This window comes from bacterium (genome assembly GCA_024224155.1).
Classification (GTDB): Bacteria; Acidobacteriota; Thermoanaerobaculia; order Multivoradales; family JAHEKO01; genus CALZIK01.
In genome coordinates this window covers 77,618-95,299 of the sequence record JAAENP010000200.1, presented here as the reverse complement: position 1 = coordinate 95,299, position 17,682 = coordinate 77,618, and the positions used below count along the sequence as shown (strand labels likewise).

The 17,682-nt window shown below is 64.0% G+C and carries 19 protein-coding genes; 2 read left to right on the top strand and 17 right to left on the bottom strand.

The window, feature by feature from the left end; translation table 11 throughout:
* The 6 genes from dinB to aroF form a co-directional block, all read right to left on the bottom strand.
* Positions 1-877 (bottom strand): DNA polymerase IV (dinB, locus tag GY769_11385; protein MCP4202523.1); only part of this gene is annotated, 877 nt, incomplete at its 3' end.
* 1 nt (position 878) lies between these two features.
* Positions 879-2,282 carry a class II fumarate hydratase gene (locus GY769_11380; protein ID MCP4202522.1) on the bottom strand — a complete coding sequence of 468 codons (1,404 nt, stop codon included), beginning with the start codon at positions 2,280-2,282 and terminating at the stop codon, positions 879-881.
* A 101-nt stretch (positions 2,283-2,383) separates the two neighbouring features.
* The gene (carB, locus tag GY769_11375; GenBank protein MCP4202521.1) at positions 2,384-5,611 is read right to left on the bottom strand and encodes a carbamoyl-phosphate synthase large subunit; all 3,228 of its coding nucleotides are present in this window, start codon (positions 5,609-5,611) and stop codon (positions 2,384-2,386) included.
* A 414-nt stretch (positions 5,612-6,025) separates the two neighbouring features.
* Entirely contained in the window at positions 6,026-7,195 is a 1,170-nt protein-coding gene (locus tag GY769_11370) for an ABC transporter permease (protein ID MCP4202520.1), read from the bottom strand.
* A 68-nt stretch (positions 7,196-7,263) separates the two neighbouring features.
* Complete coding sequence (gene carA / locus GY769_11365) at positions 7,264-8,400, bottom strand: glutamine-hydrolyzing carbamoyl-phosphate synthase small subunit (GenBank protein ID MCP4202519.1); 1,137 nt, start codon at positions 8,398-8,400, stop codon at positions 7,264-7,266.
* Between the two features lie 8 nt (positions 8,401-8,408).
* Entirely contained in the window at positions 8,409-9,440 is a 1,032-nt protein-coding gene (aroF, locus tag GY769_11360) for a 3-deoxy-7-phosphoheptulonate synthase (protein ID MCP4202518.1), read from the bottom strand.
* Between the two features lie 97 nt (positions 9,441-9,537).
* Between aroF and GY769_11355 the strand changes: the two genes are divergently transcribed.
* A complete protein-coding gene (locus tag GY769_11355) occupies positions 9,538-10,311 on the top strand; it encodes a hypothetical protein (protein ID MCP4202517.1) in 774 nt (257 codons plus the stop codon).
* Between the two features lie 22 nt (positions 10,312-10,333).
* Here GY769_11355 and GY769_11350 read toward each other — a convergent pair whose 3' ends face one another.
* The 4 genes from GY769_11350 to GY769_11335 are packed head-to-tail and all read right to left on the bottom strand — an operon-like array spanning position 10,334 to position 13,260.
* The gene (locus tag GY769_11350; GenBank protein ID MCP4202516.1) at positions 10,334-10,666 is read right to left on the bottom strand and encodes a hypothetical protein; all 333 of its coding nucleotides are present in this window, start codon (positions 10,664-10,666) and stop codon (positions 10,334-10,336) included.
* Positions 10,663-11,094, bottom strand: coding sequence for a methylmalonyl-CoA epimerase (mce, locus tag GY769_11345; protein MCP4202515.1), 432 nt, complete (start codon positions 11,092-11,094; stop codon positions 10,663-10,665). Before mce ends, GY769_11350 begins: the two co-directional genes overlap by 4 nt.
* On the bottom strand, positions 11,087-12,070 hold the full coding sequence (gene meaB / locus GY769_11340; GenBank protein MCP4202514.1) for a methylmalonyl Co-A mutase-associated GTPase MeaB: 984 nt from the start codon (positions 12,068-12,070) through the stop codon (positions 11,087-11,089). Before meaB ends, mce begins: the two co-directional genes overlap by 8 nt.
* The gene (locus GY769_11335) at positions 12,067-13,260 is read right to left on the bottom strand and encodes an acyl-CoA dehydrogenase (protein MCP4202513.1); all 1,194 of its coding nucleotides are present in this window, start codon (positions 13,258-13,260) and stop codon (positions 12,067-12,069) included. Before GY769_11335 ends, meaB begins: the two co-directional genes overlap by 4 nt.
* A gap of 35 nt (positions 13,261-13,295) precedes the next feature.
* Here GY769_11335 and GY769_11330 point away from each other — a divergent pair, with 35 nt between their 5' ends.
* Positions 13,296-13,736: a hypothetical protein gene (locus GY769_11330; protein MCP4202512.1), complete on the top strand. Its 441-nt coding sequence runs from the start codon at positions 13,296-13,298 to the stop codon at positions 13,734-13,736.
* On the opposite strand, the gene GY769_11325 is transcribed toward GY769_11330, so the two are convergent.
* The 7 genes from GY769_11325 to GY769_11295 are packed head-to-tail and all read right to left on the bottom strand — an operon-like array spanning position 13,737 to position 17,659.
* Positions 13,737-14,006, bottom strand: a complete 270-nt coding sequence (locus GY769_11325; GenBank protein MCP4202511.1) for a EutN/CcmL family microcompartment protein — start codon at positions 14,004-14,006, stop codon at positions 13,737-13,739.
* Positions 14,003-14,278, bottom strand: a complete 276-nt coding sequence (locus tag GY769_11320) for a EutN/CcmL family microcompartment protein (protein MCP4202510.1) — start codon at positions 14,276-14,278, stop codon at positions 14,003-14,005. The genes GY769_11325 and GY769_11320 overlap by 4 nt, the downstream gene beginning before the upstream one ends.
* Positions 14,279-14,300: 22 nt before the next feature.
* Complete coding sequence (locus GY769_11315) at positions 14,301-14,900, bottom strand: BMC domain-containing protein (protein ID MCP4202509.1); 600 nt, start codon at positions 14,898-14,900, stop codon at positions 14,301-14,303.
* Positions 14,901-14,929: 29 nt separating this feature from the next.
* On the bottom strand, positions 14,930-16,405 hold the full coding sequence (locus tag GY769_11310) for an aldehyde dehydrogenase EutE (GenBank protein ID MCP4202508.1): 1,476 nt from the start codon (positions 16,403-16,405) through the stop codon (positions 14,930-14,932).
* Entirely contained in the window at positions 16,402-16,698 is a 297-nt protein-coding gene (locus GY769_11305; GenBank protein ID MCP4202507.1) for a EutN/CcmL family microcompartment protein, read from the bottom strand. The genes GY769_11310 and GY769_11305 overlap by 4 nt, the downstream gene beginning before the upstream one ends.
* Positions 16,699-16,717: 19 nt before the next feature.
* On the bottom strand, positions 16,718-17,014 hold the full coding sequence (locus GY769_11300; protein MCP4202506.1) for a BMC domain-containing protein: 297 nt from the start codon (positions 17,012-17,014) through the stop codon (positions 16,718-16,720).
* Positions 17,015-17,074: 60 nt separating this feature from the next.
* Positions 17,075-17,659 (bottom strand): hypothetical protein, encoded by a 585-nt coding sequence (locus GY769_11295; protein ID MCP4202505.1) that lies wholly within the window; start codon positions 17,657-17,659, stop codon positions 17,075-17,077.
* Positions 17,660-17,682 lie beyond the last annotated feature (23 nt).

The following is a 17,682-nucleotide window of genomic DNA, read 5'->3' as shown; positions in this document are numbered from 1 at the left end:
TGATCGTTATCGTACCCGCCGAAAGCTCGCGCTTCCCCAACGAAGCCGCCACACCCTCAGCCAGGCGATTAACTTCGGCGCGCACATCCTCGACCGATCCCAAGTCGCGGGCGAAAGTACTCTCCGAACTGAGGCTCTTGCGCTCGCGCTCGAGGCGCACCGGTCGCTCGTCGATACCGCGGCAGTAGCGGAAGAGCGCCGCACCGTAGCTCCCCAGGAGCCCTTCGAGGCTGGCTCGACTCTCGCGGCGCAAGTCGGAAATGGTCTCGAAGCCGTGGCCGATGAGCTTTTTCTCGGTAACCGGACCGACACCGGGCAACTTGCGGATCGGTAGTGGATCCAGAAAGCGCTGCACCCGGCGCGGCGAGATCACGGTCAGGCCATCGGGCTTGTCGTAGTCGGAGGCGATTTTGGCCACCAGGCGATTGGGCGCGACACCTACGCTGACGGTCAGGGCTCGCTGGACGAGCACTCGGGCGCGGAGCTCTCCGGCCAGAGCGGTCGCGCTGCCGTAACCTCGCCACACATCGGAGACGTCGAGGTAGGCTTCGTCGATCGAGACCGGCTGAACCACCTGCGTGAACTGCCGAAAGATCTTGAAGATCTCCTCCGACTCGCGCCGATATCTCGGAAAGTCGGGCCGCAGAAACACGGCTTTGGGGCAGCGTCTCCGGGCGCGGGCGGCAGGCATTGCCGATCGAATCCCGAAGGCGCGCGCCTCGTAGCTGGCGGCGGCGACCACGCCACGCCCCTCCGGACTGCCGCCGATCACAACCGGCTTGCCTCTGAGCGGAGGCTCGTCGCGCATGTGGACCGCCGCGTAGAAGCAGTCCATGTCGCAGTGCAGGATCCTGCGATCGAGCGAATCCGCCGTCACCTCAGTGACTCTGCACCCCGCCCTCGGTCTGCGCGCGTGGATCCAGAGCTTCCTCGAGCTCTTCTTTGGGAAGCACTTCCTTGTCGAGAGCCAGCTCGCGTACCGTACGCCCCGTTTTGTAGGCCTCTTTGGCGATCTCGGCGGCACGATCGTAGCCGATCTTCGGCGCCAGAGACGTGACCATCGCAAGCGACTTCTCCACCATGTCTCGGGCTCTCTCGCGATCGGCCTCGAGGCCCTTGACGCAGCGGCGCGCGAGGTTCGAGCTGGCGTTCGCGGTGATGGTGATCGCCTGGAGCAAATTGTAGGCGATCACCGGCATCATCACGTTCAGCTCGAAGACTCCGGACATCCCGCCGACCGTAATCGCCGCATCGTTGCCCACGACCTGGGCAGCCACCATCAAGACCGATTCCGGAATCACGGGATTGACCTTCCCGGGCATGATCGAGCTCCCCGGCTGCAAGCTGGGCAGGAGAATCTCGCCGATGCCGCAACGCGGCCCCGAGCCCAGCCAGCGCAGATCGTTGGCGATCTTGGTCAGCGACACGGCGATCACCTTGACCGCGCCCGACGCTTCCACGGCCGCGTCCTTGGCGGCAAGGGCTTCGAATCGATTCGGCGCCGGCACGAAGGCGAAGCCGGTGCGGTCCGCCATGCGCGAGATCACGCGATCGGCGAACCCTTCCGGCGCGTTCAGACCGGTTCCCACGGCCGTTCCACCGAGGGCAAGCTGAGCCAGTCGGGGCTTGGCCGCGGCGAGACGCTCGAGTCCATTGCGAATCTGTTGAGCGTAACCGGAAAACTCCTGGCCCAGTCGAACCGGAACGGCGTCCTGAAGGTGGGTGCGACCGATCTTGACGACGTCATCGAACTCCGAGGCCTTGGCCTCCAGCTCCGACGCCAGCTCTTCGAGTGCCGGCTCGAGCTCGGCAACGATCGCCGAGTACGCCGACACGTGAATCGCAGTCGGGATGACGTCGTTCGACGATTGCCCCCGATTCACGTGGTCGTTCGGATGAACCGGAGTCTTGCTACCCAGCTCCCCGCCCAGAATCTCGATCGCCCGATTCGAGATCACCTCGTTGACGTTCATGTTGGTCGAGGTTCCGGAACCTGTTTGGAAGATGTCCAGCGGGAAGTGGCTGTCCAGATCTCCCGCGACGATTTCGTCGGCCGCCTTCCGGATCGCCTCGGCCAGTTTCGAGTCGAGGTGGCCCATCTCCTCGTTGACCGCCGCGCACTCGCCTTTGATCAGACCCAGTGCTTCTATGAATCGGCGCGGGAAGGTCAGATCGCTGATCGGGAAGTTTCGCCGTGCGCGCTCTGTCTGCGCGCCGTAGTAGGCACCCGCCGGTACTTCGATTTCGCCCAGACTGTCTTTCTCGACTCTCTGTTCAGACATGTGTCCCCTCGCTCCATCCTTGGTCCCTGAGAACGTGTTGGCTCGCGGAGGTGGGGGAAGCGGATCCGGCACCACCACGGCTCCGCACAAGCCTAGCAGTCCTAGGACGACATGGGGATATTCGCCCGCGTGGCGAGCGCTCCCAGCGGCCGCACCTCGAGCTCGCTCGACTTGAGCGTCGCGATGGCCTCTACCGCCGCGCGCGCCCCCGAGAGCGTCGTGATGCAGGGAATGTCGAACTTCAGAGCGGTCTCGCGAATATAGGAGTCATCCTCGTGAGACAGCTGTCCCATCGGGGTGTTGATCACCAGATCGATCTCACGGTTGATGAGCCGGTCGCCGACATGCGGCCGGCCCTCGTGGATCTTGAGAACTGCCCCGACCTCGACTCCCCGGCCGCGCAGAAACTCGGCGGTCCCGGCCGTCGCAACCAGGGAAAAGCCAAGCTCCGCCAGCCCTTTGGCGATCTTCGCCGCCACCGGCTTGTCGCGATCGATGACCGAAACAAACGCGGTCCCACCCAAGGGCAAAACGTGACCGGCTCCCAGCCAGGCCTTCGCGAAGGCCTCACCTAGATTCCGTCCGACACCCATCACTTCACCGGTGGATTTCATTTCCGGTCCCAGGATCGGATCGACGCCGGAGAATCTCCGAAAAGGAAAGACCGGCGCCTTGACGAACACCGCCGGTACCTCGGGCTGTTCGACGAAGCCGACCGACTCGAGGGTCTCGCCCGCCATAAGCTGGGCCGCGATTCCGGCGAGCGGCTGGCCCACAGCCTTGGCGATGAACGGAACCGTGCGCGACGCGCGTGGGTTCACCTCGAGCACGTAGAGCTCGTCCTCGTGGATCGCGAATTGAACGTTCATCAGGCCTACGACGCCCAGGCGAAGAGCGATGCGCTCGGCGATCGCCGACATCTCCCGAGTGTGCCGTTCTTCGACACCCAGGGGTGGCAGTACGGCAGCCGAGTCTCCGGAGTGAATGCCCGCCTCCTCGATGTGGCGGAGAATCCCCGCGACGACGACGCGCCGGCCGTCGGCCAGGAGATCCAGGTCGACCTCGATCGCGTCCTCCAAGAAACGATCGAGCAGTACCGGCTGCCCCGGAGAGATCTCTCCGGCCTCGCGCATGCAACGCTTGAGCGTCGCGGGCTCGTAGCAAACAGCCATCGCCCGGCCGCCCAGAACGTAGCTCGGACGAACCAGTACCGGATAGCCGATCGACTCGGCCACTGCCAGAGCCTCGTCGATCGACTGCGCCGTTCCGTTCAGGGGCTGGCGAATCCCCTCGCGGCGAAGAAGGTCACCGAATCGCTCGCGGTCTTCGGCCAGATCGATGGCATCCGTCGGCGTGCCGAGGATGGGAATCCCGGCCGCCTCGAGTCCCCGCGCCAGTTTGAGCGGAGTCTGACCACCGAGCTGAACGACCACACCCGTGGGCTTCTCGTTCCGGCAGACCGACAGCACGTGTTCCAGTGTCAGCGGCTCGAAATAGAGACGATCGGAGGTGTCGTAATCGGTCGACACGGTTTCCGGGTTGCAGTTGATCATCACGGTCTCGTAGCCCAGCGCGGACAGCGAGAACGCGGCGTGAACGCAGCAGTAGTCGAACTCGATTCCCTGGCCGATTCGGTTCGGGCCCGATCCGAGTATCACGACCTTGGCGCGCTCGCTACGGTCGGTCTCGTCCTCCGCCCCGCGGGTCGAATAGAGGTACGGCGTCCTGGCCGGGAACTCCGCGGCACAGGTGTCGACTCTCTTGTAAACCTTCCCAAGCCCCCTCTCCTCGAGGTGGCGGCGAAGATCCTCGGTGCTAGTGGTGAGCCGGCGCGCCAGAACGGTCTCATTCAGGCCGGCGGCAGTGGCTTCGGCAAGCAACGAGTCTGGCGCCGAAGCCAGGTCAAAACACGCGACCTCGGTTTCGAGATCGATGATGAGCTTGATCTCGCGCAAGAACCAAGGGTCCACCGCGGCGGCCGCGGCCACCTCCGCAACCGTCCAACCTTGACGCAGGGCGGCGAAGACGGCGAACAGCCGCTCCCAGTTCGGACTTTGGAGACGCGCCCGGAGGCGCACCGGGTCCGAGAGCCTCTGCTCGCGGTCGGCGAGATCGCCGTCCAACTCGAGCGAAGACATGCCCTTCATCAGCGCCTCACCGAAGGTGGCTCCAATCGCCATGACCTCGCCGACGGACTTCATCGAAGTGCCAAGCTCCGAAGGCGCCTCCGGGAACTTCTCGAACGCCCAACGCGGAATCTTTACTACCGTGTAGTCGAGACTCGGCTCGAAGGCTGCAAAGGTCTTCCCGGTGATCTCGTTCGGGATCTCGTCGAGCCGGTATCCGACCGCCAACAGGGCCGCAATCTTGGCAATCGGGAATCCGGTGGCTTTCGATGCCAGTGCCGAACTGCGCGACACTCTGGGGTTCATCTCGATCACGAACCTCCGACCGCTGGCCGGATCGACCGCGAACTGGATGTTGGATCCGCCCGTGGCAACTCCCACCCTGCGGATAACCTGAAAAGCGTCGTTGCGCATCTCCTGGTATTCACGATCGGAAAGCGTCTGCTGCGGCGCTACCGTGATCGAGTCGCCGGTGTGGACACCCATGGCGTCGATGTTCTCGACCGAGCAAACGACAATCGCATTGTCCGAGGTATCGCGCATGACCTCGAGCTCGAACTCCTTCCAGCCGAGGACCGACTGCTCCAACAGAACGCGGCGCGACGGGCTGGCGTCGAGCGCAAATTCGATCATGTCGTCGAGCTCGTCGCGGTTGAACACCGTGCCTCCACCCTCTCCGCCAAGCGTGAAGCTGGGGCGAATCACCATCGGGAAGCCGAGCTCTTCGGCGATCGAGTGAGCCTCGGACAGGCTTTCGGCGTAGCCGCTTCGCGGGACCTCGAGACCGATCTCCTCCATGGCCTGCTTGAACAGCAAGCGGTCCTCGCCCAGCTGGAGGGCCTCGATGCCGGCACCCAGCAGCTCGACGTCGAATTTCTCAAAGACGCCCCGCCGAGCGAGCTCGACGGCCAGGTTGATTCCGGTCTGCCCGCCCACCGTGGGCAATACCGCGTCCGGCAGCTCGACGGCGACGATCTTCTCGACCACCTCGGACACCAGTGGCTCGATGTAGGTCGCGTCCGCAAACTCGGGGTCGGTCATGATGGTCGCCGGATTGGAGTTGACGAGCACGACCCGGTAGCCCTCGGCGCGCAGCACACGGCAGGCCTGGGTACCGGAATAGTCGAACTCGCAGCCCTGCCCGATGACGATGGGCCCGGAGCCAAGGACGAGAATCGAATGAATATCGGAACGCCGGGGCATGCCCAATCGAGACTGTAGCAGGGACTCGAACCCCGGCTAGGCCTCCACTCCCTCTGAATCGTCCGGCCGCGGAAGGGGCTCGTAGCCGGGACAGTCAATGACCGGCAGGCGCGGATACTTGGCGAATTCGCCGCTCATCGATTCACTCCTAAACCAAACCACGGGCAGCCTCGTATGTAAGGGTGACGGCCGCCGATCCGGCGGTCCCCCTCCGGAGCCGAGCCAGCTGGTATTCGCCAGCGGGTCAGGCACCAAGACGCGACTCTCAGCAGTCGCGCCCCCTCACCACAACCTCCCAGCCGCCATCGGCGGCATCTCCAACCAACTGCCGGGGGGCCGTTCAAACGGCCCCCTCCCTCATCTTCGCTCTCGGTCGGCAACCGCCTGGCATCTGGCCTTCGGCGGCCATTCCGGCTACTCATATCGGAGCGCGACCGCGGGACGTACCTGCCCGCCTCTTCGCGCCGGGAGCCAACAGGCCAGACCGGTCACCAGCAGGGTGAACAGGACCACCGCCAAGACGTCCTCGGCGCGGACTCGAAAAGGAACCGCGCTAATGAAGTAGATAGCGGCCAGTTCCTCTTCGAAGCGGATCAACTCGAAGCGCGTCAGCACCCAGGACACCAAGGAGCCGAGCACCACGCCAGCGCCAAGGCCTGCCACCGTGAGGCCACCTCCGTACAACAAGAACAGATTGCGCAATGATCTCGGCCCGAGCCCGAGCGCTGCCAGTACACCGATGTCGCGCATCCTCTCGCGCACCAGGACGACGAGGTTGGAGGCGACGTTGAACGTCGAAACCAGCACGATCAGTCCCAGCACCATGAAGAGCGCGATCTGCTGAATGCGCAGGGCAGTGAACAACTCGCGATTGAGCTCGCGCCAGTCGACCACAAGATGGTCCGGCCCCAGAACCTCGTCCGCGTTCGCGGCGACCTCCGGAGTTCGCCCCAAGTCGCTGACGATCACTTCGTAGACGCTCTCACCAACTCCGGCTCCTGCCAGCTCTTCCAGCCGCTTGCGATCGATGACCATGAGCTTACGATCGAACTCCGAGAATCCAGAGCGAAACGTCCCCACCGACCGGACACTCTCGTAAGCGAAACGGGGGCGTCCTCCGCCGACCCCGAGAACCATGAGCCGCAGCACTTCACCCGCCTCGGGCTCGAGCTTCTCGGCAAGATCGGCCCCCAGCATCACCTCGGTGACGGCATCGGCGGTAGAGCGATCAACCGTCGCGGAGTCGAGCTCGACTCGACCCAGCCCCGCCAAAGGGCCACCCCAATCGACGCCCCGCAAACTCACGTCGATCGCCTCCGATCTCCTGTTGCTCACCAGCGCCCCTTGCCCGTAAGTCACCCGGCGGACTTCGTCCACCAACGGCAGAGCACTAAGACGTGCCACAACCTCGTCGGCTTCGCCGAGCTCGGTTTCGCTCAGTGGATAGACCAGAACGGCGGCGCTGCCTTGGGTCAGTTTCTGCTGGAGGTCTTCTCGATACCCGGTCATCAGAGCCATCCCGACGATCATCGCGGCGACTCCGATCATCGTGCCGAGCAGAGCCGAACGAGCGGTGCCGTCCATCAAACGGCTGCCTCGACCTCGGAGGAACCGAATCGCGACCCCAGCGAGCAGCGCAGCCCGCCGCATGCTCATGCCGAACCGACCGGCGTCGAGTCGCCGGCGCCGCCGGTTCTGCTGATGCCGCGGAGGAAGCGATCGAACAGGTCGGCGGCGTCGTGGGGCCCAGGAGCGGCTTCCGGATGGTATTGCGCCGACAGTACCGCACGGTCCTCGACCGCAAAGGCCTCGACGGTGCCGTCGTTCAAATTCACCTGGTTGACCCGGCAGTTGGCGGGCAGCGACTCCGGGTCCACGGCAAATCCGTGGTTCTGACTGGTGATCAAGACCCGCCCCGTGTCCAGGTCCTTGACCGACTGGTTCGCACCGTGGTGCCCGAACTTGAGCTTGAAGGTCCTGCCACCCACCGCGAGACCCAGAAGCTGGTGTCCCAGGCAGATCCCGAACACCGGCAAGCCGGTATCCATCAGCTTCCGAATCTCGGCCACGATCTCGGCCAGTGGCTCGGGGTCGCCGGGACCGTTCGAGAGCACGACTCCGTCGACTCCTGCGGCCACGACTTCTTCCGCTGTGGTCGAAGCCGGAAACACGGTCAACAGCGCTCCCCGGTCGGCCAGCGCACGCAGGATGTTGGCTTTGACGCCGAAATCAAACACTCCGAGATGCCAGCGCCTGCCGATTCCGGCCGACGGCTCGACCCTGTGCACCTCGCTGCAGGTCACTTCGTGAACCAGTGCCCTTCCAGCCATGGTCGGAAACGAGCGCAGCTCGTCGGTCAATGCCGCCACGTCCGACCGTTCGGTCGTGATGACCCCGCGCAAAGCGCCGTGCCGGCGGATTCGACGAACCACGGCGCGGGTATCCAAGCGATCGACCGCCGGGATCCGGTTCCGCCTGAGGTAGGGGATGAGCCCTTCCTCGCTGCCGTGACTGGATGCCGTCTCGGTGAATCGTCGGGCCACGAAGCCTTCCACCCATGGCCGGCTCGACTCGGCTACCGCTTCGGCCATTCCGTAGTTGCCGACATGCGGCAGGGTCATGACTACGATCTGCGCGCGGTACGACGGATCGGTGAGGATCTCCTGGTAACCGGTCATCGAGGTGTTGAAAACCACCTCGCCGAAACGCGTCCCCGGCGAGACCGCCCGACCCTCGAACAGCGAGCCGTCCTCCAGAAGCAGTAGGGCGTCGGCGAGATGCTTGTCCAAGAACAGCCTCAGGGGGTGGCGTGCGCAGGGAGCTTGCGATTCAGAACCGGCGCCAAGCCCCGAATCTCGGTCATCAACTCTTCGAAATCTCCCGGCAGAAGCGCCTGCCCGCCATCGGACAGAGCCTGCTCGGGGTGATCATGAACCTCCACCAAGAGTCCGTCGGCGCCGCTCGCCAGAGCGGCCAATGACAGGGGCAGTACCTTGTCGCGATATCCGGCGGCATGGCTGGGATCGGCGATGATCGGCAGGTGACTGATGCGCTTGACGGCTGGGAAAGCCGCAACGTCGAGGGTATTGCGAGTGTGATCTGCGAAGGTACGGATGCCGCGCTCGCAGAGTATGACCTCCACGTTGCCTTGGTCCATGACGTACTCGGCGGCAAGCAGGAGCTCGGTCACGGTTGCGCTCATGCCGCGCTTCAGGAGAACCGGACGACCGCATCGACCCGCCCTTTTCAGAAGAGTGAAGTTCTGCATGTTGCGAGCACCGATCTGAACAATGTCCGTGTATTCGGCCACTTCGTCCAGAACATCAATGTCGAGCGCCTCGGTGATCACCGGTAGGCCGGTTTCCTCACGCACGCGGGCCAGAATCTGGAGCCCTTCCCGACCCAGACCCTGAAAGCTGTAGGGGCTGGAGCGCGGCTTGAAGGCTCCGCCGCGAAGCATGTGAGCACCGTTGGCCTTGATGGCTCGCGCAATGCCGAGAGTCTGCTCGTAGCTCTCGACCGAACATGGCCCGGCCATCACCACCAGCTCGGGACCTCCGATCTTGACGCCCGCCACCTCGAAAACCGAGTCCTCCTGGCGAAACTCGCGCGATACCAGTTTGTACGGATGGCTGACCTGGATGACCTCGAGGACGCCCGGCATGTGCTGAAACAGCGCCGGCTCCACGATCCCGATATTCCCGGTAATGCCGATCGCCGTGCGCTGGGCGCCGGCTATCGGATGGGCCTTGAGGCCGCGCTGCTCGACCACGTCAACCACGGCCTGGACCTGATCGGATTTGGCATCCATCTGCATGACTATGAGCATTCGAACTTGCCTTTCATCTCGGCCCTCAATCTCGGGCGGAGCTCGAGCCGGGGTATGATAGCAGCCGGATCGTAGTCCTCATGAGCGAGAAACAACCATGAAAAACGTCAATCGCATCCTGATCGCCGTGGCGCTACTTGCCGCCCTGAGCGCTCCGCTGGCCGCCTACACCGTGATCTTGAAGGACGGCTCGCAACTGATCGCCCAGCAAGCCCCCACTTTTGAGGGAGACCAGGCAATCATCGTGCTGCAGAGCGGCACTCGAACCTCCATTGCCGCAAACGAGATAGACCTCGAGCGGACGCGCAATGCCAACGTCCAGGAGCTCGGCTCGGCAATGGTCCTCGAGGATGGTCAGTTCACCGCCAAGGCCGTGGAGCCGGAGCCACCCCAGGAAGAGCGCCTTTCGGACCTCATCGCCAGGCGCCGACGCGAAACCGGCCCGTCGGATCGGCCACCGGCATCTCGAGATACTACCGAGCGGAATAGAACGTCCGCGCAGAGCGATCTCTCTACCCAACAGCGCACACCCTACCGGGACCTGGCGGTCCTGGAAGCGATTCAGGGTGCCTTCAAAAGCCAGGGCGTCGACGGAGCGAAGGTCTACCAGGGCACTACAAGTGACCGCCTGCTGATCGAGGTCGAAACCAACTCCGAGGCCGCGGTCTTCCGCAGCATCAAGGTCGCCGCCGGTGCTCTGTCCCACGTGCGCGCGAACATCTCCTCGACGATCGAGGCCTTCGAGCTGGTGCTTGCCACATCGAACCGCTCGAGAGCTGGACAGTTCCTGATGACCACAGAGGACGCAATCGCCATCGTCGACGGCGAAATCGAGATTTCGAGCTACTTCGTCGACCAGGTCCGGTTCTAGTCGGCCTCAAAGCGAAGCGCGATCAAGACGGGATCTCGGAATCCCGCTCGAAGCCCAGGAACTCCTCTACCGTCAGGCCAACGCTTCGCTCGAAGCGCTGGCTGTAACTTTCGACCTCACCGACCTGCTCGTCGAGGAAAATGCGCTCGACGCGGAACATCGGAACGAAGGTCGTCGACAAGCCCAGAGCGGGTTCCTCCCGGCGGCGCGCCTGCAGCATCCAGTCGTCAAAGCTCGAGATATTGATCCCTCGTAACACGACACCGCTGGCATCCAGGCCCTCGAGTAGCCCCCACAGCTTCTCGGTGGGATTGACCAGATGCGCGATCACAATGGAGCCGGGCGTGAGCATCACCCGTCCCGCTCTCTCTCGGAAGCGCCTCCGGAGTCTCGCTGGGAGAGCTCGATCAGTACTCCGCTTGCGCTTCGGGGATGAACAAACTGCACCCAACAGCCCTCGGCTCCACACGTGGGTTCCTCTCTAATAAGATGCGCCCCGGCACCGCGCAACTGCTCGTCATCCGCGCGGATGTCGTTGGTCGCCAGACAGACATGGTGTATTCCTTCGCCTCTCTTCTGGAGGAACTTGGCCACCGGTGAGTCGTCGCGGATCGCCTCGAGCAGCTCGATCCGAGTGCCCCCGACCGGAATCATCGCCACGCGCACGCCGTCCTGGGGGACCTCCTCCACCGCCGCGACCTCGAGACCCAGGGCCTGGTAGAACCGCTTCGCCTCGTCGATCGACTCGACCGCAATTCCGACATGGTCGATTCCACTAATCAATGGCTTCCTCCTCTAGGCGACTCGCGGAAATGACCTCGGCGAACACATGGTCCGCGAGGAGATAGGGATCGTCGCGCTCGCTCAAACCGCGCTCCACCTCGGCATCCAGCCCCACGACTTCGTCGGCGAGCAGAAGGACTTTTTCCTTGAGGAGATTCTCGAGGCGCAGTCGCAGCTGCGTCTTGCGCCGTTCTCGAATCTCGCCGGTCTCGACCAACCACGCGCGGTGCTTCCCGACTTCCTCGATCACCCGTTGAATGCCCTCGCCGCGGCTGGCCACGGTCGTGACGATCGGCGGTCTCCATTTCGGCTTCTCGGCCATCGAGATCATCAACTCGAGATCGTGCTTGCTGCGATCGACGCCCTCGCGGTCGGCCTTGTTGATCACGAAGACGTCGGCGATCTCCATCAAGCCGGCCTTGATCGCTTGAATGTCGTCGCCGAGGCCGGGCAGTGTCACGACGACCACAGTATCGACACTGCGGACGATATCGACCTCGTCCTGGCCGACACCGACGGTCTCGACCAGAATCCAATCGAACCCGGCGGCATCCAGAATATCGATCGCGTCGTGCGAAGCGGGCGCCAGACCTCCCATCGTGCCACGGGTCGCCATCGAGCGGATAAACACCCCCTCGTCGGTGTAGTGCGACTGCATGCGGATCCGGTCGCCCAGGATCGCGCCGCCCGAGAACGGGCTGGTCGGATCGATCGCAAGAACGCCGACCGTGTCGCCCGCCTTACGCAGCTCGCCGGCCAGGCGATCGACCAGCGTGCTCTTGCCGGCGCCCGGGGGGCCGGTTATTCCGACCACACGCGCGTTGCCCACGGAGTCGTAGAGCGCGGCGATCAGGTCACGCCGCTCGCTCCGGCGACTCTCGACCAGCGTGATCGCCTGAGCGAGGCGTCGCGTTCGCCGTTCGCGCACACCCATGACCAATACGGCCACATCCGGGCGGACCCGTCGCAAGTTCATTTGGCGTCGTGAAAAAGCTGGCGTGCGATGACCAGGCGCTGAATCTCGCTGGTGCCCTCGCCGATCGTGCAGATCTTGCAATCGCGATAGTACTTCTCGGCCCGGTAGTCCTTGATGTAGCCGTAACCGCCGTGGATCTGCACACCTCGCTCGGCGCAAAAGACCGCGACTTCACCAGAAAGGAGTTTGGCCTCGGAAGCGATACGAGTCACGCGCTCGCCCCGGTCCATCGCCGCCGCCGCAGCAAGCGTCAGGGCCTCGGCGGCCGCACACTTGGTCGCCATTTCCGCCAGGTGAAACTGAATGGCCTGGAACTTGGCGATGGGCCTGCCGAACTGTTTTCGCTCTTTCGAGTACGCAACCGCGGTGTCGAGGGCGCCGAACGCGGTGCCGACGCCGAGAGCGGCGATCGAAATTCGGCCGCCGTCGAGGATCTTGAGCGCCTGGATGAAACCGTCGCCTTGGGCGCCGAGCAGGCTGCCCTCCGGTACCAGGCAATCCTCCATGATCACTTCGGCGGTGTCGGAGGCTCGGCTTCCGAGCTTGTTCTCTTTCTTGCCCGACCGGAAGCCTGCCATGCCGCGCTCGAGAACGAAGGCCGAGATGTTGTGGTGCTGTGGAGCCTCAGGATCGGTGACCGCCAGCACGACGCAGATGTCGCCGACTGAAGCGTGAGTAATAAAAGTCTTCGAACCGTTGAGCAGCCAGCCACCGTCGACACGCTCCGCCCTGGTTCTGGTGCCGGCCGCATCCGACCCGGCATCGGGCTCGGTTAGGCTCCAGGCTCCCACCTTCCTGCCCGAGGCCAGCTCCGGCAACCAACGCCGGCGCTGTTCTTCCGAGCCGAACTTGAGGATGTGGTTGGTGCACAGCGAGTTGTGGGCAGCGACGCTCAGACCGATGGACGGATCGACTTTGCTGATCTCGTTGATGATCAGGAAGTACTCGACGTAGCCGAGCCCGGAGCCGCCGTACTCTTCCGGCACCAGAACACCCAAAAAGCCCAGCTCGCCTGCCTTCCTGAACACCTCGACGGGAAAGCGCTGTGCCTCGTCGATCTCCTCGACGATCGGGTCGATCTCGTTCTTGGCAAACTCGCGCGCCAGCTCCCGCACCGCTCTCTGTTCGGCCGTGAGCCCGAAATCCAGCGTCTCCAACTCCGTCTGCCGAGGCGATTCTGCTACCGTCATTTGTTCGAGATCTCCTTGCGAGAATCAACGCTATCATGAGCTCGCTCACGACCTCCGCGCTGAAAAGGCCGTTACGCCCGGTGCTTCTGGCTACCTTTCTGGCCGCTTTGACCGCGTGTTCCGAGCGCGCCGAGGTGACCCAACCGCTGCTGGCCATCTCGGGCCCCAACGACTTCACCAGCTTCGAGGTGCGAGCATCGAACGGCGCAGCCATCTGGCGCCTCGAGGCCGACACACCGACCGGTGTCGGCTTTCTGGTCTATCCGATCGTGCCGGACGGCTTCCGTCAGGTCTTTCCACGGAACGAACCACCGAGACCTCTGGAACTCGGCGAGGATCTGGTTATCGAGTCGCGCATCCCGAATCGGGTCTTCATCCATCGAGCGTTCGCCAGAACCGAGACCACGATCACGATTCTGGAGTCCGAGATGCGTCGAACGGATCTCGGCGATCCGAGAGATCCGCTCCCTCGCTAGCTAGCCGGTCCGGACCTCGTCGACGATGCCGACGATCACCGCCCGCACCGGCGCATCCGGCCATTCGAGGACCTGTCGAGCCGAATTGCCTTCATCCAGAATCAGCACATCTTCGCCCGCTCCCGCCCCGACCTGGTCGACCGCGATCGTATAGTCGCCGGTCGCGACCCCGGAGGCGTCGATGAGATCGCAGAGCAGGAGCTTGCGATCCTCATACGCCGGAGAGCAGATCGTCGATACCACCGTTCCGGAGACGCGCCCGAGTTTCATGGCGCGTTCAGCTCGACGGCGTCGACGATACCGACGATGGCGTCGTCGACCGGCACGAAGGTGTTGGGGAGAGCCAGCGAAGCCTCGCGGCTCGACACGTAGTAGACGAGGTCTCCCGGCCCCGCCATGGCGACACCGTCGGCCGCAACAATCGCGTTCCCCAGAGCCTCGCGGTTCTTGGCCAACGGCTGCACTACCAGGAATCTCACGCCATCAAGGCCTGCAACTCGAGTGGTGGCGACTACGGTTCCAACGACTCGCCCGAGTTTCATGATCTAGCCTGACCTTCCACTTTCAACTCCGCGATCCGGTCTGGGAGACGATCCTAACCGCGAATCGCGAATCCGCGTCCAGATTTGCGCGCATCTCGTCATGCAAGCGCGGTATGACGACGCTGGCCACCAGTAGCGCCGGATCACGCAGGCTCGATACGCCGGTCTCCACCGCGACCTCGACGTCTGAAACCTCGCCACCGAAGAGGGCGTAGGCCTTGCCTCCCAGACCGTCGGCGAGCAGGATCTCGAGCAGATCCACGGAGGCTCCCTTGACCGCCGCGTCCGCGGCCTTGATGGTCGAGGCCGCGGTGCGGGTCTCGATCACACCGAGTGCCTCACCGGGTCCCGGTCTGCGGGTACCGGTGAGCGAGCCGACGACCTGGGCGTCGACGTCGGGGAGAAACACCTCGTCGATCTCCAGGCCCGGCGCGATCGACCGACCCGCGATCCATGCCTCCTCGACGTCGGCAACTTGCCCTCCGGCCATCACCAGATACTTGCCCGGGTGCACGGTACCGGCATGCAACGTCAACAGCGGTGCGCGCTTGACCATGGCATCGCCGACCTCGATGCCCACCGCGATCGAGTCGAATTCGAGTAAGAGCAGTGCCGGACGCATAAATCTGGAACCTACAGAAGGCCGGGGCGCTAGACGATCCGCAGCGAGCCCGCCACCGTCAGCCGCCGAATCCGGGCAAAGGTCCGCGGCCGGGTCAGTCCCTCGCCCGTGGGTGTCGCGATCGAGAATGAAGTGAAGTCTTCGCCGCCCTCACCGAGCCCGGCGATGTTGGCCGCGTTGGCGACGAAGATGGAAGTTTTCATGGCTCGCGCCATGCGCGTTATGTTCTCGACATTGTTCGAGTAGATCGAAGCCGTGTGGCGGTAGCCGTGCTCGGCGCGCACCGAGAGGTCGATCCCCTCGTTCACGCTACCTACTCTCACAACCGGCATGACCGGCATCATCTGCTCGGTCCAAACCAGGCTGTGCTCCTTGGGCACCTCGACGACGACGAGCCGAACGCTGTTTCCGGCCTCCACTCCGATCTCGCGCAGAATCCGGCCGGCGTTCTGTCCGATCCACTTGGGGTTGATCTTGCCCGGCCTCTCGGGCGCGCCGAGCTCGCGAAAGATCACCCGCTCGAGCTGCTGCAATTGATACTCCTTGAGCACGACGGCGCGGTCGCGCCCGAAGGCGCGCAGCAACTCATCCGCCTTGGAGCGCACGACGAAAGTCTCTTTCTCGTCCGTGCACACCATGTTGTTGTCGAACGAGGCGCCGCGGATGATCTCTCTTGCCGCGCGCTCGATATCGGCCGACTCGTCGACCAGCACCGGTGGATTGCCCGGACCGGCGGTGATCGCCTTCTTGTCGGTGTTGAGCGCTTCCTTGACCACGCCCGGGCCGCCGGTGACCAACAGCACCCGCACCCCAGGGTGATTCATGAGCTGCTGGGCCGACTCGATCGTGGGCTCGGGCACGGCGCAAACCAGATTGGCCGGGCCGCCGGCCTCGAGAACGGCGCGATTGATCCGGCGAACGTTCTCTGCCGAGACCCTCTTGGCGCTGGGATGGGCGTTGAAGACCAGAGAGTTGCCGGCCGAAAGCGTGGCGATGGTGTTGTTGATGATCGTGGCCGTCGGATTCGTGGTCGGAGTGATCGCCGCGATCACTCCCCAGGGCGCGAACTCGGTCACCGTCATCCCACGATCGCCGGTCACCGCTTTGGGCGTCAGGTCTTCCGGACCCGGCGTCTTGCGAGCCACCAGCAGGTTCTTCTTCTCCTTGTCTTCGGGCCGCCCGAGACCGGTCTCCTCATGGGCCATCCGCGCGAGCTCGGCGGCGTCGCGCTCCATCGCCTGGCGAATCGACTGGATCAGGCGAAACCGACCGTCGAGGCCGATCGCGTCGTACTCCTGGTAGGCGATCTCGGCCGCAGCAACCGCGGCATCGACCGTATCGAGAATCCCGAGGGCCTCGCTGTCTGCGATCGGAGCGGGCCGCGCCTTGCTTCCAGGAAAGGCAGGGGCCGGCGGCGCGGGCTCGGACAGAGAGCCATCGCTTCCAAAGCGAGCGCGCACGCGCTGCAGGATGGCGTCGATCTCGCTCGGATCGACCGAGCTCATGCCTTACCCTTGCTGTAGATCTCGCGGCCGCCGACTTCGAGGCTGTCGACGATCGCCATGATGACAGCGTCGCAGGGCCTGTCCTTGGTGGCAACCGTCTGGCGAGCGGCGCTTCCGGTTGCGTAGAGCACAACCTCCCCGACTCCCGCGCCGACCGCGTCGACGGCCACCACGGAGGTGCCCAGCTCCGTGCCCTTCTCGTCCATGGGTTTGACAACCAAGAACTTGAAGCCTTCCATCGACGACTCCTTCTGAGTCGCCACGACAGTCCCTTGAACCTTGCCCAGCAGCATCTACGCGGCCCGCCCGGCTCTACCGCTTCTTAGCGGCAGGCTTGCGACCAAGAGGCAAGGTGTCGTCGATGTTCGCGTGCGGACGCGCGATCACGTGGGTAGAAACGACCTCTCCGACCTTCTCCGCACCCCGAACGCCGGCTTCCACCGCCGCCTTGACCGCGGCGACGTCGCCACGAACCACGGCGGTCACGTAGCCGCCACCGGTCTTCTCATAACTCACGAGTTCGACTTTTGCGGCCTTCACCATGGCGTCGGATGCCTCCACCATAGCCGCAAAACCACGCGTCTCGATCATGCCCAGCGCTTCTGCCATGAAACTTTCCTTTCTTCTTGATCGTGTTTTTTCGGAGTGCGGCCCAAAGCCGCCGCTCGGTTATTTCGGTGTTCGTCCCTGGACTCCCTCGAGCGCCGCGACGGCGGCCTGCCAGCCGACATCGATGTCGCGCTCTTCCCCGCCCAGATAGACCCTACCCATCGATCCGAACGAGCGAACCTCGAGAATGTTGATCTCGGCGGCTTTCTCGGCCTCGTTCGCCGCCAGCGCCGCGTAGGCAGCCGGTTCGACCTCGAGTACGTAGAGCGTCTGGCCGGGAATCAACATGTGCCCGTGGCGCATGCGGTTGATCAGCTGCGCCTGGTGATCGTCGATCCGCCGGATGACCTGGCTCGAGTGGATCTTCGGCTTGATTCGATCCTCCGGCTGAAGGCCGATCTCCGCCAGAATCGCCGCGCCCGCGGATCGAGTCTCGGCCTGCGATTTCGAGTGAATCTCGAGCAAGCCGTAGTAGCGCTCGACAACCTGCATGCCCGGGCGAACCTTGTTCGACTTGAGCGCGATATCGGTCAGCCGATTGATCTCGATACCCGGCGAAATCTCGACGTAGAGCGACGCGTCACCCGCCAGCGGCAGAAAGCCCTGTGCGACGGTGCCCAGAAACGCAGCGTACTGTGGCTGCATGCTGTCCAGGAAAACATAGGATC